Source organism: Mesorhizobium sp. 2RAF45 (assembly GCF_052115225.1).
Lineage (GTDB): Bacteria > Pseudomonadota > Alphaproteobacteria > Rhizobiales > Rhizobiaceae > Mesorhizobium > Mesorhizobium jarvisii.
On record NZ_JBFRGG010000015.1, the window covers coordinates 134,274 to 157,465 of the forward strand.

Sequence of the window (23,192 nt, forward strand, 5' to 3'; positions counted from 1 at the left end):
GAACAGACTGATGACAGCCATTGCGATCACCGCCGCGACGTCCGGCGGGGCTTTTGCCGCGGACAATACCTCCCAGGCACAGAAAGGCGCCCTGCCCGGCGTGAACGGTGATTATCGCATCGCCAAGCCGGCTACCCAGCCGGAACCCGACGATGCGTTCCCCAGCAACGGCAACGGCACGTTCAAGATCGGCGATACCGATGTCAGGATTTCCGGCACCATCACGGTCGATATGGCCACGGGCGGGTTTAAGCCCCCAAGGTGAGCAGCCCTTCCGCTGGGCCAGTTCAGCCATTTCCTCAAACGAACAGCCCCGCCGTGCCTTAGGCAAACGGACGGGGCTTTTCTGGATCTCAAATCCATATTTTGCCGGGAGTGTACTGCCGGCGTTTGATTTCGGATGCTACGCGGCGTCAGCCGACGATCCGACTAGCAGTCTCTGATTTTTGGGGAATACGGCAAGTCACGGTTTGTCGGGTGGCGCAAACGCTAAACCCTGGCACTTATGCCTGCCGCGGCTCCAACGAGGCGTGGAGCCCTTGGGGACTATCCGGTGGCGTCATGCTCCGCTCCTGTGTCCGTTGCGACATTGTCGTAGCGAAGCGCAAATCGCAAGTACCTGCGGCGTCTCGCAGGCCGCCTTGGGGCGGCGAGGCCATCGAAAGACGGCCGGCTTCGCTGACCTCAGGAGACTGCTCCCCTGAGCCGGCCACGTCAACCTTCAATAGCCGGTTACGGAAAATTGTGATCGCCGGGAGGTTACGTACAGGTCAGGTTTCTGCACAGCTTTGTCAGGAGCGTGTTCGGCCTTTGTTCTTTCTGCTTGCCCCTTCGCGTGAAAGGCGGTTAAACGACTTCTGTCGGGAATTGTGGCGTCTCTCGACGTGGCGGCAAAAACACCTACATAGGGGATGGCCGGGACAATCCCGCCAATCCCACGAATTCCAGATCTGAGGCGGCGACCGGCGATGGCCGACCATAAATTCCTTTCCATTCGCGGGGCGCGCGAACACAATCTGAAGAATGTCGATCTCGACCTGCCGCGTGACAGCCTGATCGTCATGACCGGCCTGTCGGGCTCCGGCAAGTCGTCGCTGGCCTTCGACACCATCTACGCCGAAGGCCAGCGCCGCTATGTCGAGAGCCTGTCGGCCTATGCCCGGCAATTCCTCGAAATGATGCAGAAGCCCGACGTAGACCAGATCGACGGCCTGTCGCCTGCCATCTCGATCGAGCAGAAGACCACATCGAAGAACCCGCGCTCGACGGTCGGCACAGTCACCGAGATCTACGATTATATGCGCCTGCTGTTCGCGCGTGTCGGGGTGCCCTATTCGCCGGCCACCGGCCTGCCGATCGAGAGCCAGACGGTCAGCCAGATGGTTGACCGCGTGCTGGCGCTGGAGGAAGGCACGCGCCTGTTCCTGCTGGCGCCGATCGTGCGCGGCCGCAAGGGCGAGTATCGCAAGGAACTGCTGGAGTTGCAGAAGAAGGGTTTTCAGCGCGTCAAGGTCGACGGAGTCTTCTATGAGATCGCGGATGTTCCGGCGCTCGATAAAAAATACAAGCACGACATCGACGTCGTCGTCGACCGCATCGTCGTGCGCGGCGATCTGGCCACGCGCCTTGCCGATTCCATCGAGACGGCACTGAAGCTCGCCGAGGGGTTGGCGGTAGCCGAGTTCGCCGATAAACCGCTCGATTCCAGCCAGACCGGCGAGGATTCGGTCAACAAGTCGAAGAACGAGACGCATGAGCGCATCCTGTTCTCGGAAAAATTCGCCTGTCCGGTGTCCGGCTTCACCATTCCCGAGATCGAGCCGCGGCTGTTCTCGTTCAACAACCCGTTCGGCGCCTGCCCGACCTGCGACGGTCTCGGCAGCCAGCGCGCCATCGACCCCAACCTCGTCGTGCCCGACGAGAACGTGTCGCTGCGCGACGGCGCCGTCAGCCCATGGGCGAAATCGACCTCGCCCTACTACGTGCAGACGCTCGAAGCCTTGGGCAAGGCCTACAACTTCAAGCTCGGCGACAAGTTCAAGGATTTGAGCGCCGAGGCACAGGACGCGATCCTGCGCGGCACCGGCGAGCGCGAAGTCACCTTCCAGTATGATGACGGCCTGCGCTCCTACAAGACGACCAAGACTTTCGAAGGCGTCATCCCCAATCTCGAACGGCGCTGGAAGGAAACTGAATCCGCCTGGATGCGCGAGGAGGTCGAGCGCTTCATGTCGGCGACGCCCTGCCCCGTCTGCAAAGGCTATCGGCTGAAACCGGAAGCGCTGGCGGTGAAGATCGGCGGCAAGCACATCGGCGAAGTCACGGAACAGTCGATCCGCAATGCCGACAAATGGTTCACCGATCTGCCTGCGCAGCTCAACGATAAGCAGAACGAGATCGCGGTGCGCGTGCTGAAGGAAATCCGCGAGCGCCTGCGCTTTCTCAACGATGTCGGGCTCGACTATCTGACATTGTCGCGCAATTCGGGCACGCTGTCGGGCGGCGAGAGCCAGCGCATCCGCCTGGCGTCGCAGATCGGCTCGGGCCTGACCGGCGTGCTTTACGTGCTGGACGAGCCGTCGATCGGCCTGCATCAGCGCGACAACACGCGCCTCCTCGATACGCTCAAGCACCTTCGCGACATCGGCAACACCGTCATCGTCGTCGAACATGACGAGGATGCCATCCTGCATGCCGACTATGTCGTCGACATGGGGCCGGCCGCTGGCATCCATGGCGGCGAGATCATCGCCCAGGGCACGCCGCAGCAGGTGATGGCCAACCCCAATTCGATCACCGGCAAATATCTGTCGGGCGCGCTTGAAGTGGCCACCCCCGGGGTCCGGCGTGAGGCGAAAAAGAACCGGCGCCTGAAAATCGTCGGCGCCCGCGGCAACAATCTGAAGAATGTCACCGCCGAGATCCCGCTCGGCACCTTCACCGCTGTCACCGGCGTGTCGGGCGGCGGCAAGTCGACCTTCCTGATCGAGACGCTGTTCAAGGCGGCCTCGCGCCGCATCATGGGGTCGCGCGAACATCCGGCCGAGCATGACCGCATCGAGGGTCTGGAATTCCTCGACAAGGTCATCGACATCGACCAGTCGCCGATCGGTCGCACGCCGCGCTCGAACCCCGCCACCTATACCGGCGCCTTCACGCCGATCCGCGACTGGTTCGCCGGCCTGCCCGAGGCCAAGGCGCGCGGCTACCAGCCGGGACGCTTCTCGTTCAACGTCAAGGGTGGCCGCTGCGAGGCCTGCCAGGGCGACGGCGTCATCAAGATCGAGATGCACTTTTTGCCCGATGTCTACGTCACCTGCGACGTCTGCCACGGCAAGCGCTATAACAGGGAGACGCTCGACGTCCTGTTCAAGGGCAAGTCGATCGCCGACGTGCTCGACATGACCGTCGAGGAAGGCGTCGATTTCTTCGCCGCCGTGCCGGGCGTGCGCGACAAGCTCGACACGCTGAAGCAGGTCGGCCTCGGCTACATCCATATCGGCCAGCAGGCGACGACGCTGTCCGGCGGCGAGGCGCAGCGCATCAAGCTCGCCAAGGAACTGTCGCGCAAGGCGACCGGCAAGACGCTCTACATCCTCGACGAGCCGACCACCGGCCTGCATTTCCACGACGTCGCCAAACTCCTGGAAGTGCTCCACGAACTGGTCGACCAGGGCAACACGGTGGTGGTCATCGAGCACAATCTCGAAGTGATCAAAACCGCAGACTGGGTGCTCGACCTTGGCCCCGAAGGCGGCGACGGCGGCGGCGAGCTGGTTGCCCAGGGCACACCGGAAGCGATCGTGCGCGAGAAGCGCAGCTACACCGGCCAGTTCCTCAAAGAGCTGCTGGAGCGGCGCCCCGGAGGCAAGCGCGAAGCGGCGGAGTGATGGCTGGGGATGGTCTCATCACGGTTCAGAGCCGCTTTGGCGTGACCGAAACCATCGACCGCCTTGCTGAGGTGGTCAAGCGTGCCGGCCTGGTTGTCTTCGCGCGCATCGATCATGCCGCCGGCGCACGTGATGTCGGCGCTGCGTTGCGGCCAACGGAACTCCTGATCTTCGGCAACCCCAGAGGTGGCACCCCTCTCATGCAGGACAGTCAGCTTGCCGGCATCGATCTGCCCGTCAAGACGCTGGGCTGGGAAGATGAACAAGGCAATGCCTGGCTGTCCTACAACGATCCGCACTGGATCGCCGGTCGCCACGGCCTGGGCGATGTCAGCCGCGCTGCAGTCGCGGCGATTGCCACAGGCATGGAGAAGGTGATCGCCGCTGCTGCTGGAATGGATCAGTCATGAGACTTGCCCGCCCTGAAGATCTTGCTGCGATCGTCGCGCTGACGGAAGCCGCCTACGCTCCTTACAACGCCATACTCGAAGCGCCGCCGATCCCGGTGACCGAAGACTACGCGCCGCGCATCGCGAACGGCGAGGTCTGGCTGCTGGAGAGCGGTGGCGAACCTGCCGGAGTGCTCACACTGGAGCGGCATGAGGATCACGCGATGATCTTCTCCGTCGCTGTGTCGCCCGCCTTCCAGCGCAAGGGTTTTGGCACAAAGCTGCTCAATCACGCGGATCAACAGACGCGCTTGTGGGGCCTGCCGGAGATACGGCTCTACACCAATGCGAAAATGGAGCGGAACATCGCGCTCTATCTCGCCTACGGTTATCGCGAAACGGGTCGCCGGCCCAACCCCTACCGGCCAGGATGGGTGCTGGTCGACATGGCAAAACCGGTCGACGAGACCACGACAGCCTGATTTTCTGAACGCGCCCAGACTTCTGAATTTGGCCAGACACCGCACTCGGGAGGACGATAATGAGCAAATCGGGAACAATCCGCTCCGGCATGGGCGGCTGGACCTTCGAGCCCTGGGACACGTCCTTCTATCCGGACAAATTGTCGAAGGCCAAGCAACTGCACTACGCCAGCCGGCAGGTGCCGAGCATCGAGGTCAACGGCACCTACTACTCCAGCTTCAAGGAGCCGACCTTCGTCAAATGGGCAAGCGAGGCGCCGGACGGTTTCGTCTATTCGCTGAAGGGCAACCGCTTCGTCACCAACCGTCGCGTGCTGGGCGAAGCCGGGGAATCGATGATGCGCTTCCTCGGTTCCGGCGTTGCCGCGCTCGGCGACAAGCTCGGCCCGATCCTGTGGCAGTTCGCCCCGACGAAAAAGTTCGATCCGGACGATTTCGAAGCCTTTTTGAAACTGCTGCCGGAGAAACAGGACGGTGTCGCACTGCGTCACGCGCTGGAAGTGCGCAACGACAGTTTCATCGTGCCGGAATTCGCGGCGCTTGCCCGCAAATACAAGGCGGCGATCGTCTATGCCGACCATGCCAAATATCCTGATATCGCCGACATCACCGGCGACTTCGTCTACGCACGGCTGCAGACCGGCTCGGACGACAATCCCGATTGCTACACGCCGAAGGGCCTCGACGAATGGGCGGTGCGGGCAAAGACATGGGCGGAAGGCGAGCAGCCGGCCGATTTGCGGCGCGCCGATCCCGCCACCGACGCGCCTGTGCAGCCGCGCGATGTGTTCGTCTACTTCATCACCGAAGGCAAGGCGCGCGCACCGTTCGGGGCGATGGCGCTGATGAAGCGGGTAGTCGGCTGACAAGCATCCGTTGTTGTTCGGCTACATGCTGTAAGCGCATCATCTATGCGTTTTGCGCGTAGCAAAGCGCCTATTCCTGGGCATCTTCGCCACGATCGTAACCATATCGACACTTCCTTGCTGCATGAATGCGGCGACGCCAAGCCGCACAGCTTGAGCCGCCGCCGGCAGGGAAAGAGGGGCATGTCGCTCGACTACACTTCACTTCTGCTGGCCGTCGGTTTCTCCGCCGCTTGCCTGAGCCTGACGTTGTTCGGCATGTGGCTGACCGCCCGCACGGAGCGGTTCCTGCTGACATGGGCGATCAGCCTGGTGTTCGTGGTCGGCGATATCTTTGTCTATGACGCCTATATCGACATGCCCGGGCGCTTGCTCGGCATCGCCACCCTTGCCCTGTTGCTGCTCGGTTTCTCGACCATGCTGGGTGCGGCCTACCAGTTCAGAACCGGCGGCTCGCCGCTGCCGCGAGCACTGTTGGGCTGTGTTTCACTGGCAGTGACGCTGCTTCCCATGGCTCTGGGCTATGATGGCCTTGGCTTCATGTTCGAGAACCTGTTCGCCGCCTTGCTCCTGTTCGCGACGGCATTCGAATACTGGCGCGGCCGCGACGAAGCCCCTGCCCTGACGGTCGGCATCACCACGCTCTACTCGGCCACTGCCGTTTCCTTCATGCTGTGCGCGGCGGTCCTGGCATGGGACGGCAAGCTGGTGCTCGGCCATGCACCAAGCAACTGGGCAGAGGAACTGAGCCTCATTGTCGTCATCGCCAGTATGACGGGTATTGGCGCCCTGTCACTTGCGCTCAACCAGGGGCGTCTGGCGAGGCATCACCGCCGCAATGCGCTCACCGATCCCTTGACCGGCCTGCTCAACCGGCGCGCGCTGTTCGACATGCATGGCCATCTCCCGGTCGGCGCCTTCACCGCCGTGGTCGTCTTCGATCTCGACAATTTCAAAACCATCAACGACGAGTTCGGCCACGCGGCGGGCGACGAGGTGCTGAAGGTGTTTGCGAGCGAACTCGCCGGTAATCTGCGCCAGACCGACGTTGCCGCGCGCATGGGCGGCGAGGAATTCGCGCTGGTATTGAAGCGCACCTTGCCGGAAGCGGTCGAGGACGCGGCAGAGCGCATCCGGACCGCCTTCGCGACACGCCTGATAGAAACCGAAACCGGCTCACTGAGGTGCACGGTCAGCGCCGGTTTTGCATTCGGCAGCAAAGAGGGGCTCAGCTTCGACAAGGTGCTCAGTGCCGCCGACAAGGCGCTCTACGACGCCAAGCGCGGCGGTCGCAACCGCGTCACCGCCTCTCCGTTCCGGCGCGCGAGCTGACCGCGCGTATCATGCCGAGCTGTGACCATTGGATGGGCGAAAGCGGCTCCAATGCATGTCGCCCAAAAGTGGCCCCGGTAGAACGACATGCATGAAATCAAGGACCTAAAGGGCGTCGCAGGAATCCATTCAGACGCGACGCGCTTTAGGCCGCCATCACGATTTCATTGAAAGTATCGAGGTCGACGTAGAACACCTTGGTGATCTCCTCGATCAGGTCGTCGTATTCGCAGCCCTGTGACCTCAAAATGTTGATGGCCGCGATGATGTCGACCCGCTCGGTAAGCCGCCGCTTCTGGTAGTCCTCGACGAAACGTTCCATGGCTGTCCCTTAGCCTGTGTGCCCAAACGCGTTTGAACGACAAAGATCGCAGGAGGGAAGCTAGGAAGCCTTGCTTGCGTGGAACTTGCCGGCCTTCGCCGCGCCCTCGATCTGCGATAACCAGACTGATACGGAAGCGGCCGACTCACAAAGCCAACAAAAGACTAGCATGCCGCCTCTGGCGCGCCAGAGATGCGGATCGCTGGATGAAAGAATATTGGACTTGCCAAGGACTTTGGATCGTCAGCTGAAGTCCAGCACCGATTCTAGACGGTAAGGAACTTGCGGACGTCAGCCCGGTCTAGATCTTCCGCCGGGCCAGTATGGACGATCTGGCCCCGGTCCATGATGTTGACCTCGTCGGCAAGCTCGCGGCAGAAGTCGAGATATTGTTCGACCAGCAGCACCGCGATACCAGCCTGGTCGCGCAAATAGCGGATGGCGCGGCCGATGTCCTTGATGATCGACGGCTGGATGCCTTCGGTGGGCTCATCCAGCACCAGCAGCTTCGGCCGCATCACCAGCGCCCTGCCGATGGCGAGCTGCTGCTGCTGACCGCCCGAAAGGTCGCCGCCGCGGCGGCCAAGCATCTGCTTCAGCACCGGAAACAGTTCGAAGACATGCGCCGGCACGTTGCGGTCGGCACGCTTCAATGGCGCAAAGCCGGATTCCAGGTTTTCGCGCACCGTGAGCAGGGGAAAGATCTCCCTGCCCTGCGGCACGAATGCGATGCCCGACCGGGCGCGGTCATACGCCGCGCTCCGGTCGAGCGCCTTCCCCTCGAAGGCAACGCTTCCGCTCGTCAGCCGGTGGTGGCCGACGATCGATCTCATCAAACTGGTCTTGCCGACGCCGTTGCGGCCGAGCACACAAGTGATCTTGCCGGCGCCCGCCTTCAGCGAAACGCCGCGCAGCGCCTGGGCGGCGCCGTAGTGGAGCGTGGCGTTGGAAACTTCGAGCATGTCAGCGCCTTCTCCAGAACCGGAGAAACGACAGATCGAAGCGATGAAATTGCACCCGCCAGATCATGCTCATCTCCCCAGATAGACTTCGACGACACGTTCGTCGGCTGAGACGAAATCGAGCGTGCCTTCCGACAGCACCGAGCCTTCGTGCAGGCAGGTGACCTTGACGCCGAGTTCGCGCACGAAATGCATGTCGTGCTCGACGACGATGACCGAATGGTCGCGCGCAATGTCCTTGAGCAGCCGCGCGGTCTCTTCGGTCTCCGCATCGGTCATGCCCGCGACCGGCTCGTCGACCAAAAGCAATTTCGGGTCCTGCGCCAGAAGCATGCCGATCTCCAGCCACTGTTTCTGGCCGTGACTGAGATTGGCGGCCAGCTCGTGGCGCTTGTCGCCCAGCCGGATGACGCCGAGAATGTCGTCGATCTGCCGCGCCTCGGCCGCAGAGCGACGGTGGAACAGCGCCGGGAAGATCGAACGCGGCCCCTTCAGCGCCAGCATGAGATTGTCCTCGATCGTATGGCTTTCGAAGACCGTCGGCTTCTGGAATTTGCGGCCGATGCCCATCATGGCGATCTCGGCCTCGTCATGCCTGGTGAGATCCACCCGGCCGTCGAAGAACACTTCGCCCTCGTCGGGCCGCGTCTTGCCGGTGACGATGTCCATCATCGTCGTCTTGCCGGCGCCGTTGGGGCCGATGATGGCGCGCATCTCGCCCTTGTCGAGCACCAGCGACAGATTGTTGATGGCGCGAAAACCGTCGAAGGAGACCGAGACGCCGTCGAGATAGAGGATGGTGTTCGACTTGCTCATGGTCGCTACTCCGCCGCCTGCGGTTCAGGGTCGGACAAGGACCACTCGCCCGGATTCCTCGCCGGCGAGCGAGCGGGCCTCGAGGTCGCGGACGCCACTACGACCTTGGTGCCGGCCTCTTCAGCGACGGAGGCCGCCCGCAGCGCCTTCGCATTGCCGCGCCAGCTGTCCCACATGCCGATGATGCCCTTCGGCAAGAGCAAGGTGACGGCGACGAACAGGCCGCCGAGCGCAAACAGCCACAATTCCGGCAGCACGCCGGTGAACCAGGATTTGCCGGCATTGACCAGCAGCGCGCCGATGATCGGCCCGACGATGGTGCCGCGCCCGCCGACGGCGGCCCAGATCACCACCTCGATCGAATTGGACGGTTCGAACTCACCGGGATTGATGATGCCGACCTGCGGCACGTAAAGCGCGCCGGCAATGCCGGCCATGACGGCCGAGACGGTGAAGGCGAACAGTTTCACATTCTCCGCCCGCCAGCCGAGGAAGCGCGTGCGGCTTTCGGCGTCACGCACCGCCATCAGGAGCTTACCGTATTTGGAGCCGACGATCGCCCAGGTGATGAACACGGCGAGCGCCAGCATCACCGCGCTGGCGGCGAACAGCGCCGAACGCGTTGCGTCGGCCTGCACGTTGAAGCCCAGAATGTCCTTAAAATCTGTCAGGCCGTTATTGCCGCCGAAACCCATATCGTTGCGGAAGAAGGCCAGCAGCAGCGCATAGGTCATCGCCTGGGTGATGATGGAGAGATAGACGCCGGTGACGCGGCTGCGGAAGGCGAACCAGCCGAAGACGAAGGCGAGCAGGCCGGGCACCGCCAGCACCATGATCGCCGCAAACCAGAAATGGTCGAAGCCATGCCAGAACCACGGCAATTCCTTGTAGTTCAGGAACACCATGAAATCGGGCAGGATCGGGTTGCCATAGACACCGCGCGAGCCGATCTGGCGCATCAGATACATGCCCATCGCATAGCCGCCGAGCGCGAAGAAGGCGCCGTGGCCGAGCGAAAGTATGCCGCAATAGCCCCAGACCAGGTCGAGGGAGAGCGCCAGCAGCGCATAGCAGAGATATTTGCCGGTCAGCGCCACGATATAGGCCGGGACGTAGAGGGCGCTGGTTGGCGATACCGCAAGGTTGAGCAGCGGCACGACAATCGCCGCGGCCAACAGGATGAAGATGGTGATGGCGATGCGGCGGTCGGCGCCGGCGGCGAAGAAGCGTCCCGTGATCATGCTTCCACCGCCCTGCCCTTGAGCGCGAACAGGCCGCGCGGGCGCTTCTGGATGAACAGGATGATCAGCACCAGCACGACGATCTTGCCGAGCACGGCGCCGGCATAGGGCTCGAGGAACTTGTTGACGATGCCCAGCGAAAAGGCGCCGACCAGCGTGCCCCAGAGATTGCCGACGCCGCCGAAGACGACGACCATGAAGCTGTCGATGATGTAGCCGCGGCCGAGATTGGGCGAGACATTGTCGATCTGGCTGAGCGCGACACCGGCAATGCCGGCAATGCCGGATCCGAGCGCGAAGGTCAGCGCGTCGACCCACGGCGTCCTGATGCCCATCGAGGCGGCCATGCGCCGGTTGGCGGTGACGGCGCGCATCTGCAGCCCCCAGGGCGTGCGCTTCATCACATAGAGCAGGACGCCGAAGACGGTCAGCGCGAAGACCAGGATCCAGAGCCGGTTCCAGGTAATGGCCAGCTGGCCGATATCGAACGAGCCCGACATCCAGGAGGGATTACCAACCTCCTGGTTGGTCGGCCCGAAGATCGAGCGCACCGCCTGCTGCAGGATCAGCGACACGCCCCAGGTCGCCAGCAGCGTCTCCAGCGGCCGGCCGTAGAGGAAACGGATGACGCCGCGTTCGATGGCGAGGCCGACGAGTGCGGCGACCAGAAAGGCGAGCGGCAGCGCGATGACCAGCGACCAGTCGAACAGGCCGGGAAACGATGTGCGGATCACCTGCTGGACGACGAAGGTGGTGTAGGCGCCGAGCATCACCATCTCGCCATGCGCCATGTTGATGACGCCCATGACCCCGAAGGTGATGGCAAGCCCGATCGCCGCGAGCAGCAGCACCGAGCCCAGCGAAATGCCGTACCAGATGTTCTGCCCGGCATCCCAAAGCGCCAATGTCGAATTGATGTTGGCGATCGCGGCTGTCGCGGCTTCCTTCACCGCTCCCGAGGCGTTGGCCTCGACCGAGGTGAGCAGCGAAACCGCGTCACGGTCGCCGCGCGCGCCGATCAGCGCGATGGCTACCAGCTTGTCGGCTTCAGGCCGGTCCGAGACAAGGATCGAGGCAGCGCGGGCCTGCTCCAGCAGAGCCTTGACGCTGGCAACCGTCTCCTTGGCGATCGCCGCGTCGAGCGGTTCGATATTGGCCGCGTCGGGCGTCTTGAACATGGTGTCGGCGGCGGCGATGCGGACAGTCGGGTCCTTGGCGCCAAGCGTCAGCGTGCCCAGCGCATCGCGAATGACGCGGCGCAGCGTGTTGTTGACCTTGATCTTGGTGATGTCGTCCTTGGCCGCCTCGCCGGATGCTTCGCTGCTCAGCGGATCGAAAAGCTGGACCCTTTCGCCGGCTTCCTTGCCGACGAAGACCAGGGAATCGGCCTTGCGGACATAGAGGTTGCCGTCGGCGAGCGCGGCAAGCGGCCGCTCGACGGCCGGGTCACCGGCAGCCGCCAGTTCATGGACGACAGCTCCGATCTCCGAAAAGCCCTTGGCCGTCGCGAATTTGGCGATGATGGCGCGCAGGTCGGCTTCCGCCGCGCCCGAAGACGACAGCGTCGCCAACAGGAACAGCAGTGTCAGGCCCGTGCGGATCAACGTCATCGGCTTCTGTTAACCCCTTGGAGGTTGAATTGGGCGTCCGGACGGTGGAGGAAACCGTCCGGACGCGCGCGGTCCGACTAGGTCAGCCCGGGTCTGACTAGTCAGCCCGGGGAGGATCAGTTCGTTCCCTTGCCGCCGCACTTGCCGGTGGCAACGTTGAAGTTGCCGCACGACAGAGGCTTGCGCCAATCGGAGATCAAATCCTTGGAGTCCGGCAGGTAGTCGGACCATTCGTCGCCCATCACCAAGCCCGGCGTGCGCGAAACCGTCTCGAACTGGCCGTCGGCCTGGATTTCGCCGATCAGCACCGGCTTGGTGATGTGATGGTTCGGCATCATCGTCGAATAGCCGCCGGTCAGGTTCGGCACCGAAACGCCGATCATGGCGTCGATGACCTTGTCGGGATCGGTGGTGCCGGCCTTCTCGACCGCCTTCACCCACATGTTGAAGCCGATGTAGTGGGCTTCCATCGGGTCGTTGGTGGTGCGTTTGTCGTTCTTGATGAACTTGTGCCAGTCGGCGATGAACTTCTTGTTTTCGGGTGTGTCGACGCTTTCGAAGTAGTTCCACGCGGCGAGATGGCCGACCAGCGGTGCGGTGTCGAGACCGGCCAGCTCTTCCTCGCCGACCGAGAAGGCCATGACCGGGATGTCCTCGGCCTTGATGCCCTGGTTGCCGAGTTCCTTGTAGAACGGCACGTTGGCGTCGCCGTTGACGGTCGAGACGACGGCGGTCTTCTTGCCGGCCGAGCCGAACTTCTTGATCGCCGAGACTTCGGTCTGCCAGTCGGAAAAACCAAACGGCGTGTAGTTGACCATGATGTCTTCGGCCGCGACGCCCTTGGCCTTCAGATAGGCTTCGAGGATCTTGTTGGTGGTGCGCGGATAGACGTAGTCGGTGCCTTCCAGCACCCAGCGCTTCACCGAGCCGCCATCCTCGCTCATCAGATAGTCGACCGCCGGAATGGCCTGCTGGTTGGGCGCGGCGCCCGTGTAGAACACGTTGCGCTCGCTCTCCTCGCCCTCATACTGGACGGGATAGAACAGGATGTTGTCGAGCTCGGAGAACACCGGCAGCACCGATTTGCGCGACACCGAGGTCCAGCAGCCGAACACCGCCGCGACCTTATCCTTCGAAATCAGCTCGCGCGCCTTTTCGGCGAACAGCGGCCAGTTGGAAGCCGGATCGACGACGACGGCTTCAAGCTTCTTGCCGAGCAGGCCGCCCTTGGCGTTCTGCTCATCGATGAGCATCAGCATGGCGTCCTTCAGCGTCGTCTCCGAAATCGCCATCGTCCCCGACAGCGAATGGAGAATGCCGACCTTGATCGTATCGTCGGCCGCCCTGGCGGGAGCCGACATCAACAGGCCGGCGGCAACCACGCTCGCCGAAAACATTTTTGTTATTGTCGAGAAATTACCCCTCATACGGAAGACTCCCAAGCTGGTTGATTGCACCGCAACGATACAATGCAACCCCCATGCCAACCGCTGCCGGGACGCTAAAAAACGGCAAATAGACCAACATTATCAGATGATTATTATATTAGATTGAACAAACATAAGAGAGCTGGTTAAGAATTGGTTGAGGGAAATTTGCGCAGCGCACACAGCATCTGCCTAAATTTTGCCCAATTTCACCAAATGCCTAGATTTTGGCCTCCGCGCGTGCGGCGGGGCGACAAATGTTGCGGCCCAGCGCAAAAATAGGGCAAGCTCCCTGCTCAACCGAGCGACGTCATGGCATCCCTGATTTCACGCATTTTTATCGGCACCGCGCTTCTGGCGGCAGCGACCGGCGCCGCACAGGCCGACTTCAGCGACGGCAAGATGCCTGACGGCACCTATCACTGCGAAGTCTACCTGCTCGGCATGTTCCTCGACCTCGGCGACATCACCATCAAGGGGAACGTTTATACAGGCCCTGTAACCTTCGGAACCGCCCAGCAGGCCTACAACTATCAGATGAACGCAAACGGCGAGATCACCTGGCTGGGACCGCTCGGCGGCTACACCGCCGGCGGCAACTCGCTGTCGATGACCCAGGCGACACTGGACGGCCAGAACCCACCCTCCTTCGATATCATCATGAAGCAGCCCGACGGAGCCTTCACCGCCTCGACCTGCACAAGGGGCTGAACGCCAAAAAAAGGCGCGGAACCCTGTCGGGTCCCGCGCCAGCAGGCAGTCGGGAAGTGGACTAGATGCTTCTCGCCGACATCTGGGCGGCGATGTAGTCGGCTTGGCGGATCGCCAGCGACACGATGGTCAAGGTCGGGTTTTCGGCGGCACCCGTCGTGAACTGGCTGCCGTCCGACACGAACAGGTTCTTGATGTCGTGCGTCTGGCCATGCTTGTTGACGACGCCATGCTCCGCCTTCTCGCTCATCCGGTTGGTGCCCAGATTGTGGGTCGAGGGATAGGGCGGCGTCGGGAAGGTGCGCGTCGCACCGACCGCATCGTAAAGCGCTGAAGCCTGCTTATAGGCATGGTTGCGCATCGCCGTGTCGTTCGGGTGATCGTCGAAATGCACGTCGGCGATCGGCATGCCGTGTTCGTCCTTCTCATCGGCATGCAGCGTGATGCGGTTCTCCTCGCGCGGCATGTCCTCGCCGACGATCCACAGGCCTGCCATATGGTCATAGTGATCAAGCGCGGTGGTGAAGGAGCGCCCCCAGCCGCCAGGGTTGAGGAAAGCCGCCATGAACGGCAATCCAAGCGACAGCGTCTCGAACTCGTAGCCGCCGACGAAGCCACGTGACGGATCATGCCGCGCCTCGTCGCGGATGATGCCGGCCATGGTGGTGCCGCGATACATGTGCACCGGTTTGTCGAAGATGGCATACACCGATCCGGTGGTGTGGCGCATGTAGTTCTTGCCCACCTGCCCTGATGAATTCGCGAGCCCATGCGGAAATTTGCTCGATTGCGAATTGAGCAGCAGGCGCGGGCTTTCGATCGAATTGCCGGCCACCGCGACGATACGGGCCTTCTGCTCCTGCAACTTGCCGTCCTTGTCGGCATAGACGACGCCGGTCACCTTTCCCTTGGCATCATGGTTGATCTTGATCACCATGGCGTTCGGCCGCACTTCGAGGTGGCCTGTCGCTTCGCCCTTGGGGATTTCGGTATAGAGGGTCGACCATTTGGCGCCCCATTTGCAGCCCTGGAAGCAGAAGCCGGTCTGCTGGCAGGAGTTGCGGTCGTCGCGTTCGACCGAGTTGATCGCCATGTTGCCGGTATGGCATTCCTTGTAGCCGAGCTTGTCGGCGCCGGCCTTCAACACCTTGAAATTGTTGTTGCCCGGCAGCCGCGGCCAGTCATTGGTGCCGGTCACGCCCATCTTGGCTTCCGCCTTGGCGTAATAAGGCTCCATCTCGGCCAGCGAAATCGGCCAGTCCAAAAGATTGGCGCCGGCCTGCTTGTCGTAAGTCGACAGCGTCTTGAACTCATGCTCCTGGAAGCGCAGCGACGCGCCGGCCCAGTGCGTGGTTGAGCCGCCGACCGATTTGACGATCCAGGCCGGCAGGTTCGGGAAATCCTTCGCCACACGCCAGTCGCCGGATGTGGTGCGCTTGTCCTTCCAGGCGAGCTGGGCGAACGAATCCCACTCGTCATTGATGAAGTCCTCATATTCGTGGCGGGCGCCCGCCTCGAGGATGACGACATCGATGCCCTTCTGCGCCAGTTCGTTGCCGAGCGTGCCGCCGCCGGCGCCCGAGCCGATGATGACGACCACGCCGTCATTCTTGAGATCAAATTGTGCTGCCATGGTTTCCTCCCATGAGATCGGTCAAAAAGCGGTTACGGACAGAGCGGCTCAGAGCCACTCGATGTCGTTGAAACCGCGCGCGATGTAGCCGCCCTTGGAGTAGGACTCGCCCTCGTAGCCGAAGATCGGCCACACCTCTTTCTGGTTGTAGAGACTGACGACGAGACCACCGCGCACCGCCTGGAAGAAAGGCGTCTTCTCGATCTCGGTGAGCAGCGCCACACGCTGCTCTTCCCAGCCGAGCCCGCGATAACCACCCTTGCCAGCCTTGCTGTCGAGATCGGCGATGCCCTTCTCGATCAGCTCCTTGTGGGCAGGATCCTTGGCGGCTGTCTCGTCATGGCCTTTGACGGCGATAGCGTAATATTTGTCCGGCACCTGGTCGTGCGGATAGATGTCGCGCGCCACTTGGATCAGTGTCGCCATCGTCTCGGGCTTCAGCGCCGAGGTTTCAAGCCCCCAGGCCTGTTCCGGGCTGATGACCGCGCTGCCGGAGATGACGAGCAACGCGCCGATGCTGCCGCGTTTGAGAAGCTCGCGACGTGAAAGTCCAGGCTTTCCGTCATAGATCGTGACCATAGTTTCCTCCCTGCTTGCTGTTCGCACCCTTCGGGTGCCGTTGCTGGCGCCGCGCCGGTGCACGCGGCGGGTTGTCCCCTATTGGAAGCGCCCCCCTCGCTGCAGGACCTCGATCTTGTAGCCGTCGGGGTCCTCGATGAAGAAAAAGCGTGCGATGAGCGACCCGTCGCGGTTGAACTCGACGATCTTCTTCGGATTGAAGCCGAGCGCACCGAGCCGGTCATGTTCGCTGTCGAGATCGGCGACAGAGACGGCCAGGTGGCCATAGCCGTCGCCAAGCGCATAAGGCTCCTGCCGCCCCTTGTTGACGGTCAGCTCAACTTCGAAAGGCGTATCGGTATTGCTGAGATAGATCAGCGTGAAGGTCTCGAAATCCAGCCGCTGGGCAACCTCCAGCCCGAACGCCCTGGTGTAGAAGTCGATGGACCGGGCCTCGTCGAGAACCCGGATCATGGTGTGGATTGCCTTCGCCAAATCAGACCCCGCAGCGTTCGTACTTTCGAAGCCGATTATGCGCGCCGGCCAAAAAAGGTGGTGGCAGCCGATTACCACGCATGCGGCTTGAAAATGGCTAGTGTCGCCCAAGATTCCAGGGAGGCCATCGCCATAAGGACGAAAGTCTGATTGCCGTTATCGACGGTCCGGTCGAAGATGAAATCGCAGGCAGTGTTCAAAAGGCGCCGATGGCTCCGTCGACGCCCAAGACCAACAAAAACGGGAGGTACCAATGTGCAGAGTGTTTGCCGCACAGGATCCGGAAGGCTATCGCCAGATCAACCGGTCGATCCGCATTGATGGACATTCGACCAGCATCCAGCTCGAGGCAACGTTCTGGACCTTGCTGGACGAAATCGCCGACAGCCAGGACCTGACGACGCCGAAATTCATCTCGAAGCTGTATGACGAAGCCATCGAGATCAACGGCGAGATACCCAATTTCGCATCCATGCTTCGCACCACCTGCGCGCTCTATCTGCGCGGCCATCGGCCCAGCGTGGACGAGCGAATGGCGTTGAAGCAGGAAGCTGCCTAGCGCCCTTCCCCAGCGATTTCGAGCGCCAGCCGGCTCATATCGGTGAAAAGCGCCTGGCGCTCGGAATAGTCGGCCTGTTCGCCGGTAACCAGATTGTCGACAACGGTCAACAGCGACAACGCCCTCGCGCCGAAATGCGTCGCGATGCGGTAGAGCGCGCTGGTTTCCATGTCCACGGCCAGCGCTCCGAGTGCCCTTGCCTCGGCATATCGAGCGTGCGTTTCAGGATGGTAGAATATGTCGGTGCAGACTGTCAGGCCGGCATGGTGGTCAATGCCGAGTTCGGCTGCCTTGGCCAATGCGCGGGCGAGCAACGCCGGATCCGGACCGGCGTCAGCGTCATAAAGGCCAAAGACCTGGCCACTCTCCTTGTTTTCCGGCCGTGCCGATTGCGAGATCACCAGGCTGCGCAGCTTTACCTCGGCGCTCAGGCCACCGCAGGTCCCGGTGCGGATCAATGTTCGGATGCCATAATAGTCGAGCAATTCGTGGGTATAGATCAGGAACGACGAAACCCCGATACCCGTTGCCTGAATGCTGATGGGCCGGCCGCGATAAAGGCCGGTAAAGCCGAGAGCACCCCGCCTGCGATTGACGCAGCGTGGCGCTTCGAGAAATGTCTTCGCCATCCATTCGGCGCGCTGCGGGTCACCCGGCAACAGCACCGTTTCGGCGTAGTCGCCCTTGCCTGCCTCTATGTGTGGCGTCAATCGCTGCTCCCCCAAGCCCGCCTACCCTCTCGCCCGCAATCATGGCGCTGTCGGGGCGTTGCGCAAGGCAGACCACTGGAGAAAGCTAAATTAGGACTCCAGCATATCCTTGACGATCGTCGCCAGTTGCTTGAGCGAGAACGGCTTCGGCAGGAAGCCGAAATGCGCGTCGGCCGGCAAGTTCCTGGCGAAGGCGTCCTCGGCATAGCCGGATACGAACACGAACTTGATATCCGGCTGGCGCTTGCGCAACTCGCCAAGCAGGGTCGGCCCGTCCATTTCCGGCATGACCACGTCCGAAACGACGATGTCGACCTTGCCGCCCAGGGCTTCGAACACTTCCAGCGCCTCGACGCCCGAGGATGCCTCATGCACCGTATAGCCCCGAGAGGTCAGCGCACGCATGCCGCCCATGCGCACGGCATCCTCGTCCTCGACCAGCAGCACCGTGGCCGACCCCGACAGGTCCTTGGTGCTGTCGACCGGCTTGACCGGCGTGGCACTCGGGGTTTCCCCGGGTTCGGCCGCCTTCTTCGCTTCCGCGATGTGGCGCGGCAGGAAGATGCGGAAGGTCGATCCCTTGCCGACCTCGGAATCGCAGAAAATAAAGCCGCCGGTCTGCTTGATGATGCCGTAGACCATGGACAGGCCAAGGCCGGTGCCCTTGCCGACCTCCTTGGTGGTGAAGAACGGTTCGAAGATCTTCTTCAGCACGTCCGGCGCGATGCCGCTGCCGGTGTCTTCGACCTCGACCACGACATAGTCGGCCGCGGCGAGTTCGCGATAGGAGAAGATCTTGCACTCCTCGGCGGTGACGTTGCGGGTGCGCACGGTGAGATCGCCGCCAGCGGGCATCGCGTCGCGCGCATTGACCGCCAGATTGACCACCACCTGCTCGAACTGGCCGATATCGACCCTGACCGGCCACAGGTCCCGGCCGTGGTCGATCTTCAGCTTGATGTCGTTGCCGACCAGGCGGGCAAGCAGCATCCTGAGATCGGCGAGCACGTCGGTGAGGTTCAGCACTTCCGGCCGCAGCGTCTGCTTGCGCGAGAAGGCCAGCAACTGCCTGACCAGTGAAGCCGCCCGATTGGCGTTCTGCTTGATATTCATGATGTCGGGGAAGGACGGGTCCGACGGCCGGTGATTGGTCAAAAGCAGGTCCGACGCCATGATGATGGCGGTCAGCACATTGTTGAAGTCGTGGGCGATGCCGCCCGCGAGTTGCCCGACCGCCTGCATCTTCTGGCTTTGTGCCATCTGCCCTTCGAGCGCCTTCTGCTCGGTCGTCTCGACGGCGTAGACGATGGCCGATTCCTCTGCGCCCTCGCCGCCGGTGCCGTCGGCGACGGCATTGACGTAGAAACGGATGTGCCGCTCCTCGTTGCCGGGCAGCACGGTGTCGATCGGCTCGATGTCGGCCTGCCGCTGCCGGGCCTTCTCGAATGCCGCGGCAAAGGCCGGCCGCTCTCGCTCGTGGATTACCGTATCGAGCCTCACGCGGCGGTCCACGGCATCCCGGTCGACGACCGAGGAAAACAGCGACAGGAAGGGTGCGTTGGTGCGCAGGATGCGCCCGCTGGCATCGACACCCGCGATCGCCATCGGCGTCGAATTGAAGAAGCGGGTGAAGCGCACTTCCGAGGCGCGCAGATCGGCCGAGGCATCCTCGCCTTGCGTGCGGTTGAGCACGATCGTGCGCGTCGGACCGCCGATGCCTTCGCGGCTGGCCGAAACGCGATGCATGAAGCGCACCGGCAGCGCCTCTCCCGTCATCGTCGTCAAATCAAGATCGATGACCGCGTTGCGCGTCGTGCCGGGGTCGGCCTTGACCGAGCGCACCAAAGCCATGCCGTCGCCGGCAACGATATCCGGCAAGGTGACGGCGCCGGGCGTGAAGCTGGCAAGATCGATGCCCAGCCATTCCGCGAGCGTGGCGTTAATGTAGGTGACGCGACCGTCCTGGTCGGCGGAAAAGAAGCCGGCCGGGGCGTGGTCGAGGTGATCGATGGCCTTCTGCAGGTCGAGGAAGAAACGCTCCTGCTCGGCCCGCTCCTGCGAAATGTCGGCGAGTTGCCAGGCCAGCATCGGCAGGCGCTGGCCAGGAACGTTGAAGGTCCGGGCGCGCGCCCGGTACCAGCGGGCGCCCGCTTCGGCTCCCGGCCGGATCGACTGCGCCAGCCGAAACTCGCCGTCGCCCGGCTGCCCGTCACGCAGGCCGGAGGCCAGCCGGTAAATCGTCACCGAGGCCTCGGGAACATCCGAAAGGAGCCCTTCGACCGTCTTGAGGTCGGCGGCCGAGGACGCTCCGGTCATGTCGGCATAGGCACGGTTGGCGTAGACGACGCGGCCCTTGGTGTCCGTCACCAGCAGGCCCTGCGCCATCGAATCGACGAAAGCCTTGGACAGTTCATCGCCAGTCGAGCGCGGCGTGACTTGTACGAAGCCGATCGCGGTCGCGAACAGAAAGCCGACGCCGATCATCGCCAGCACGCCCAGCATGCCGAGCAGGAAGGGATCGCCTAGGCGCTCGCGGAACAGACCGAAGACGATCGCGGCCCCCGTCAGAACGACGATGAAGATGATGAGCCGGGTGACCGCACCCGGTCGCGTGTTCTGGTCGACGATCGGTACCGGATAGAAATCGCCGCGCGCTTCCTTGGCCATATGCCCCCTGCTCGTGAAGTCCGACGTTCCGACACCCGCCCCTAATGCATGTCGCCCAAAAGTGACTTCGGTTTTGGGAAAACGACATGCACGAAAACAAGGCCCTAGAGCGCCTCGCGTGAATCCGCTTCAGCGCGACCCGCTTTTAGCCGGTTGAATCACATTCTCCCAGTCCGGAAAAGGCCCGGGCGGCAAATGTCAGATAAAAATGATACCGGCCGTGTTTCAAGCTGTTCACGATGCGTGAAAGGCAACTTGCGGTGGCCAGCCGCAACGGTCTAGTGTCGCGTCTCTTTCCAAGACCGATCAGGGGAAACCAATGCAGTGGCTGGATAGCGTGGCGGGCCCTGGTTATGCGGCGGCACTCCTGTGGACCTTCGCGGCGCTGATCCTGCTGGTCATCGTGCTCGTCATCATCAGGCTGGTCCGCAACCTGACCTTCGGCACGTTCGTCGCCGGTGGCCGGAACCGTAAGACGCGGCTCGCCGTCATGGACGCCACCGCCGTCGACAGCCATCGTCGGCTGGTGCTGGTGCGCCGCGACGACATCGAACATCTGCTTCTGATCGGCGGTCCGACCGACGTAGTCGTCGAACGCGACATACGCCTTGCCGCGCCGCGCCGTCCAGCGCTGACCGGAGATGGCGGTCTGCAGCCCGTCCCGGCCACCGCGGCCCCGGCGGCAAAACCGCGGCCGCCTCAACCGGCTCCCGCACCGGCACGACCTGCGCCGCAGCCGGCGACCTCGGCGCCGCCTGCCCGCCCGCGCCCGGCAGCGCCACCACCAGCCCCAGCCCCCGCACCGAAACCGGCGCAACCCTATCAATCGACCAACGTCACGCCGCTGCCTGCCTATGGCTCCGCCAACGCCAATGCTGTCAGGCACGCGCCACCGCCACCGCAGAACAGTATCGACGACGCGCTCATGAAGGACCTGGAGGTTTCGCTCGACCAGCCGCGATCCGGTGGTCCGGTTGGCAAACCGGTGGCCAAGGCGCCGCAATCGCTCGACGATGAAATGACCAGGCTTCTGGGCGAACTTTCAAGCCAGAAGAAATGATTGCCGCCTGAGGCGCCCCGCCGGCCGGGTTTTGCTTTCGCTTGCTGCAACGGATTTGTGATACAGCCAACAAAAATGGCCGGAAAACCCGGCCATTTTTGACAATGACTTCACTTGTAACTGCCTTGAGATGCAGTCCAGAAGCAATGCGTCAGTCGTCGCGATAGACTTTTTCGCGGCGCTCATGCCGTTCCTGCGCTTCGATCGACAAGGTGGCTATCGGACGGGCGTCGAGCCGTTTCAGCGCGATCGGCTCGCCGGTTTCCTCGCAATAGCCGTAAGTGCCCTCGTCGATGCGCTGCAGCGCCGAATCGATCTTCGCGATGAGTTTGCGCTGACGGTCGCGAGCCCTGAGCTCTATGGCGCGGTCTGTTTCGGAAGAGGCGCGGTCGGCGAGGTCGGGGTGGTTGGCGTTTTCCTGCTGCAGGATTTCGAGAGTTTCGCGCGCTTCGCGCAATATGTCATTTTTCCAGGTGACGAGCTTCAGGCGGAAGTAGGATTTCTGCCGCTCGTTCATGAACGGCTCGTCTTCGGAGGGTACGTAATCGGCGGTAACGATGTCGTTCATTCGACTCACCCAAACTGCCCCAAATTTGGCGCTTATATATTCGCCGCCCGACGCCTGCACAAGCGCAATCAGTCACCGACTCACGCAATTGTTAAAGTTCCCCCGCGGCACCCATTGGAGCGAGATGTCGCTGATTCGATGGAGAAAGTGCCGCTGATTCTTTGCGCGGAAGAACAAGGGGCCATTGTGCGCGGCGCCCTTCTTGTGGCTAATCGTACCGCGGCTTCGGCATCATCGGAGGTTGGGTGAGCAGGCTCTATCTGTTGCGGCACGCCAAGGCTGGCTGGGCGCTGCCCGGCATGCGCGATTTCGATCGACCGCTTGACGCATCCGGCCGCGCCGATGCCGAGACGATGGGCGCAGCCATGCGCTCGCGTGGCTATGTCCCCGACCTGACATTGTGCTCCAACGCCCGGCGCGCCAAGGAAACGCTCGAAGGGCTGGCCGGCCAGACCGATACCGGCAAGGTCTTGTTTTTCGACACACTCTATAGCGAAGATGCGGCCGGCTATCTCCGCCTCATCCGGGAGCATGGCGGGCCAGGTTCGCTGCTGGTCATCGGTCACAACCCGATGACGGAGGATCTCGCCATGGCGGTCTCGGGCGATGGCGACGAGACGGCGCGGGCGATGCTCAACCATGGTTTCCCGACCTCGGGCCTGGCTGTCGTGCGTTTCCTGGACAATCTGACGAAAGCAGGCCAGGACACGGGCTATCTCGAAGCGTTCCTGACACCGGAAGATCTCTAGAGCGGTTCACGGCTTGATGGAATCGAAGGGGATTCCCGATTTGTCGGTTTTGTGATTCATGTGTGGACGGCCCCCGTTGAGCAAGAAGATTCTGACAATGGCAATACTGAAGCGGTCAGGTTCATTCATGTGTTCGGCCTGTTTT

General features: G+C 62.4%; 22 protein-coding genes. 10 read left to right on the top strand and 12 right to left on the bottom strand.

Going from position 1 to position 23,192, the window contains the following annotated elements; all coding sequences use genetic code 11:
- Nucleotides 1-10 precede the first annotated feature (10 nt).
- From AB4Z43_RS28390 to AB4Z43_RS28415, 6 genes are all read left to right on the top strand, one after another.
- Entirely contained in the window at nucleotides 11-265 is a 255-nt protein-coding gene (locus AB4Z43_RS28390) for a hypothetical protein (RefSeq protein ID WP_441939905.1), read from the top strand.
- Between the two features lie 703 nt (nucleotides 266-968).
- A complete protein-coding gene (gene uvrA / locus AB4Z43_RS28395) occupies nucleotides 969-3,890 on the top strand; it encodes an excinuclease ABC subunit UvrA (RefSeq protein WP_441939907.1) in 2,922 nt (973 codons plus the stop codon).
- A gap of 41 nt (nucleotides 3,891-3,931) precedes the next feature.
- Nucleotides 3,932-4,300, top strand: coding sequence for a DUF302 domain-containing protein (locus tag AB4Z43_RS28400; protein WP_244748159.1), 369 nt, complete (start codon nucleotides 3,932-3,934; stop codon nucleotides 4,298-4,300).
- On the top strand, nucleotides 4,297-4,761 hold the full coding sequence (locus tag AB4Z43_RS28405; protein WP_038646954.1) for a GNAT family N-acetyltransferase: 465 nt from the start codon (nucleotides 4,297-4,299) through the stop codon (nucleotides 4,759-4,761). Before AB4Z43_RS28400 ends, AB4Z43_RS28405 begins: the two co-directional genes overlap by 4 nt.
- 59 nt (nucleotides 4,762-4,820) lie before the next feature.
- Nucleotides 4,821-5,627 (top strand): DUF72 domain-containing protein, encoded by an 807-nt coding sequence (locus AB4Z43_RS28410; protein WP_202359892.1) that lies wholly within the window; start codon nucleotides 4,821-4,823, stop codon nucleotides 5,625-5,627.
- Between the two features lie 183 nt (nucleotides 5,628-5,810).
- Nucleotides 5,811-6,959, top strand: a complete 1,149-nt coding sequence (locus tag AB4Z43_RS28415; RefSeq protein ID WP_202359891.1) for a GGDEF domain-containing protein — start codon at nucleotides 5,811-5,813, stop codon at nucleotides 6,957-6,959.
- A gap of 145 nt (nucleotides 6,960-7,104) precedes the next feature.
- Here the strand turns inward: AB4Z43_RS28415 and AB4Z43_RS28420 are convergent, their stop codons facing one another.
- The 6 genes from AB4Z43_RS28420 to urtA form a co-directional block, all read right to left on the bottom strand.
- Nucleotides 7,105-7,281 (bottom strand): hypothetical protein, encoded by a 177-nt coding sequence (locus AB4Z43_RS28420; RefSeq protein ID WP_019858306.1) that lies wholly within the window; start codon nucleotides 7,279-7,281, stop codon nucleotides 7,105-7,107.
- A 266-nt stretch (nucleotides 7,282-7,547) separates the two neighbouring features.
- Complete coding sequence (gene urtE / locus AB4Z43_RS28425) at nucleotides 7,548-8,243, bottom strand: urea ABC transporter ATP-binding subunit UrtE (RefSeq protein ID WP_013895283.1); 696 nt, start codon at nucleotides 8,241-8,243, stop codon at nucleotides 7,548-7,550.
- Nucleotides 8,244-8,312: 69 nt separating this feature from the next.
- The gene (gene urtD / locus AB4Z43_RS28430) at nucleotides 8,313-9,059 is read right to left on the bottom strand and encodes an urea ABC transporter ATP-binding protein UrtD (protein WP_038646958.1); all 747 of its coding nucleotides are present in this window, start codon (nucleotides 9,057-9,059) and stop codon (nucleotides 8,313-8,315) included.
- 5 nt (nucleotides 9,060-9,064) lie between these two features.
- A complete protein-coding gene (gene urtC / locus AB4Z43_RS28435) occupies nucleotides 9,065-10,300 on the bottom strand; it encodes an urea ABC transporter permease subunit UrtC (protein ID WP_064985649.1) in 1,236 nt (411 codons plus the stop codon).
- Complete coding sequence (gene urtB / locus AB4Z43_RS28440; protein ID WP_441939912.1) at nucleotides 10,297-11,910, bottom strand: urea ABC transporter permease subunit UrtB; 1,614 nt, start codon at nucleotides 11,908-11,910, stop codon at nucleotides 10,297-10,299. The genes urtC and urtB overlap by 4 nt, the downstream gene beginning before the upstream one ends.
- Nucleotides 11,911-12,026: 116 nt before the next feature.
- Nucleotides 12,027-13,337 carry an urea ABC transporter substrate-binding protein gene (gene urtA / locus AB4Z43_RS28445; RefSeq protein ID WP_019858310.1) on the bottom strand — a complete coding sequence of 437 codons (1,311 nt, stop codon included), beginning with the start codon at nucleotides 13,335-13,337 and terminating at the stop codon, nucleotides 12,027-12,029.
- A 312-nt stretch (nucleotides 13,338-13,649) separates the two neighbouring features.
- Here urtA and AB4Z43_RS28450 point away from each other — a divergent pair, with 312 nt between their 5' ends.
- Nucleotides 13,650-14,048: a hypothetical protein gene (locus AB4Z43_RS28450; RefSeq protein ID WP_038646964.1), complete on the top strand. Its 399-nt coding sequence runs from the start codon at nucleotides 13,650-13,652 to the stop codon at nucleotides 14,046-14,048.
- A gap of 61 nt (nucleotides 14,049-14,109) precedes the next feature.
- On the opposite strand, the gene AB4Z43_RS28455 is transcribed toward AB4Z43_RS28450, so the two are convergent.
- The 3 genes from AB4Z43_RS28455 to AB4Z43_RS28465 all read right to left on the bottom strand — a co-directional run bounded on the left by AB4Z43_RS28455 (nucleotide 14,110) and on the right by AB4Z43_RS28465 (nucleotide 16,734).
- On the bottom strand, nucleotides 14,110-15,681 hold the full coding sequence (locus tag AB4Z43_RS28455; protein WP_019858313.1) for a GMC family oxidoreductase: 1,572 nt from the start codon (nucleotides 15,679-15,681) through the stop codon (nucleotides 14,110-14,112).
- A 48-nt stretch (nucleotides 15,682-15,729) separates the two neighbouring features.
- Nucleotides 15,730-16,260, bottom strand: coding sequence for a twin-arginine translocation pathway signal (locus tag AB4Z43_RS28460; RefSeq protein WP_019858314.1), 531 nt, complete (start codon nucleotides 16,258-16,260; stop codon nucleotides 15,730-15,732).
- Between the two features lie 78 nt (nucleotides 16,261-16,338).
- Complete coding sequence (locus AB4Z43_RS28465) at nucleotides 16,339-16,734, bottom strand: VOC family protein (RefSeq protein WP_027046867.1); 396 nt, start codon at nucleotides 16,732-16,734, stop codon at nucleotides 16,339-16,341.
- Nucleotides 16,735-16,987: 253 nt separating this feature from the next.
- On the opposite strand from AB4Z43_RS28465, the gene AB4Z43_RS28470 reads away from it, so the two are divergent.
- Nucleotides 16,988-17,293, top strand: coding sequence for a ribbon-helix-helix domain-containing protein (locus tag AB4Z43_RS28470; RefSeq protein ID WP_038646966.1), 306 nt, complete (start codon nucleotides 16,988-16,990; stop codon nucleotides 17,291-17,293).
- On the opposite strand, the gene AB4Z43_RS28475 is transcribed toward AB4Z43_RS28470, so the two are convergent.
- Both AB4Z43_RS28475 and cckA read right to left on the bottom strand, forming a co-directional pair.
- On the bottom strand, nucleotides 17,290-18,003 hold the full coding sequence (locus AB4Z43_RS28475; RefSeq protein ID WP_027046870.1) for a DeoD-type purine-nucleoside phosphorylase: 714 nt from the start codon (nucleotides 18,001-18,003) through the stop codon (nucleotides 17,290-17,292). The two genes, AB4Z43_RS28470 and AB4Z43_RS28475, sit on opposite strands and share 4 nt — an antisense overlap.
- A gap of 90 nt (nucleotides 18,004-18,093) precedes the next feature.
- Nucleotides 18,094-20,670 (bottom strand): cell cycle histidine kinase CckA, encoded by a 2,577-nt coding sequence (cckA, locus tag AB4Z43_RS28480; protein ID WP_441939915.1) that lies wholly within the window; start codon nucleotides 20,668-20,670, stop codon nucleotides 18,094-18,096.
- A 319-nt stretch (nucleotides 20,671-20,989) separates the two neighbouring features.
- Between cckA and AB4Z43_RS28485 the strand changes: the two genes are divergently transcribed.
- Nucleotides 20,990-21,730, top strand: a complete 741-nt coding sequence (locus AB4Z43_RS28485; RefSeq protein WP_064985664.1) for a flagellar biosynthetic protein FliO — start codon at nucleotides 20,990-20,992, stop codon at nucleotides 21,728-21,730.
- Nucleotides 21,731-21,881: 151 nt separating this feature from the next.
- On the opposite strand, the gene dksA is transcribed toward AB4Z43_RS28485, so the two are convergent.
- Nucleotides 21,882-22,298 carry an RNA polymerase-binding protein DksA gene (gene dksA, locus AB4Z43_RS28490; protein ID WP_010909647.1) on the bottom strand — a complete coding sequence of 139 codons (417 nt, stop codon included), beginning with the start codon at nucleotides 22,296-22,298 and terminating at the stop codon, nucleotides 21,882-21,884.
- A 245-nt stretch (nucleotides 22,299-22,543) separates the two neighbouring features.
- On the opposite strand from dksA, the gene AB4Z43_RS28495 reads away from it, so the two are divergent.
- Nucleotides 22,544-23,047 (top strand): SixA phosphatase family protein, encoded by a 504-nt coding sequence (locus tag AB4Z43_RS28495; RefSeq protein WP_441939918.1) that lies wholly within the window; start codon nucleotides 22,544-22,546, stop codon nucleotides 23,045-23,047.
- The last annotated feature ends 145 nt before the right edge of the window (nucleotides 23,048-23,192 follow it).

Bases quoted from the DNA above. Each gene is read 5' to 3' on its own strand.
- AB4Z43_RS28390 (WP_441939905.1), top strand. From the start codon at position 11: ATGACAGCCATTGCGATCACCGCCGCGACGTCCGGCGGGGCTTTTGCC.
- uvrA (WP_441939907.1), top strand. From the start codon at position 969: ATGGCCGACCATAAATTCCTTTCCATTCGCGGGGCGCGCGAACACAAT.
- AB4Z43_RS28405 (WP_038646954.1), top strand. From the start codon at position 4,297: ATGAGACTTGCCCGCCCTGAAGATCTTGCTGCGATCGTCGCGCTGACG.
- AB4Z43_RS28410 (WP_202359892.1), top strand. From the start codon at position 4,821: ATGAGCAAATCGGGAACAATCCGCTCCGGCATGGGCGGCTGGACCTTC.
- AB4Z43_RS28415 (WP_202359891.1), top strand. From the start codon at position 5,811: ATGTCGCTCGACTACACTTCACTTCTGCTGGCCGTCGGTTTCTCCGCC.
- AB4Z43_RS28420 (WP_019858306.1), bottom strand. From the start codon at position 7,281: ATGGAACGTTTCGTCGAGGACTACCAGAAGCGGCGGCTTACCGAGCGG.
- urtE (WP_013895283.1), bottom strand. From the start codon at position 8,243: ATGCTCGAAGTTTCCAACGCCACGCTCCACTACGGCGCCGCCCAGGCG.
- urtD (WP_038646958.1), bottom strand. From the start codon at position 9,059: ATGAGCAAGTCGAACACCATCCTCTATCTCGACGGCGTCTCGGTCTCC.
- urtC (WP_064985649.1), bottom strand. From the start codon at position 10,300: ATGATCACGGGACGCTTCTTCGCCGCCGGCGCCGACCGCCGCATCGCC.
- urtB (WP_441939912.1), bottom strand. From the start codon at position 11,910: ATGACGTTGATCCGCACGGGCCTGACACTGCTGTTCCTGTTGGCGACG.
- urtA (WP_019858310.1), bottom strand. From the start codon at position 13,337: ATGAGGGGTAATTTCTCGACAATAACAAAAATGTTTTCGGCGAGCGTG.
- AB4Z43_RS28450 (WP_038646964.1), top strand. From the start codon at position 13,650: ATGGCATCCCTGATTTCACGCATTTTTATCGGCACCGCGCTTCTGGCG.
- AB4Z43_RS28455 (WP_019858313.1), bottom strand. From the start codon at position 15,681: ATGGCAGCACAATTTGATCTCAAGAATGACGGCGTGGTCGTCATCATC.
- AB4Z43_RS28460 (WP_019858314.1), bottom strand. From the start codon at position 16,260: ATGGTCACGATCTATGACGGAAAGCCTGGACTTTCACGTCGCGAGCTT.
- AB4Z43_RS28470 (WP_038646966.1), top strand. From the start codon at position 16,988: ATGTGCAGAGTGTTTGCCGCACAGGATCCGGAAGGCTATCGCCAGATC.
- cckA (WP_441939915.1), bottom strand. From the start codon at position 20,670: ATGGCCAAGGAAGCGCGCGGCGATTTCTATCCGGTACCGATCGTCGAC.
- AB4Z43_RS28485 (WP_064985664.1), top strand. From the start codon at position 20,990: ATGCAGTGGCTGGATAGCGTGGCGGGCCCTGGTTATGCGGCGGCACTC.
- dksA (WP_010909647.1), bottom strand. From the start codon at position 22,298: ATGAACGACATCGTTACCGCCGATTACGTACCCTCCGAAGACGAGCCG.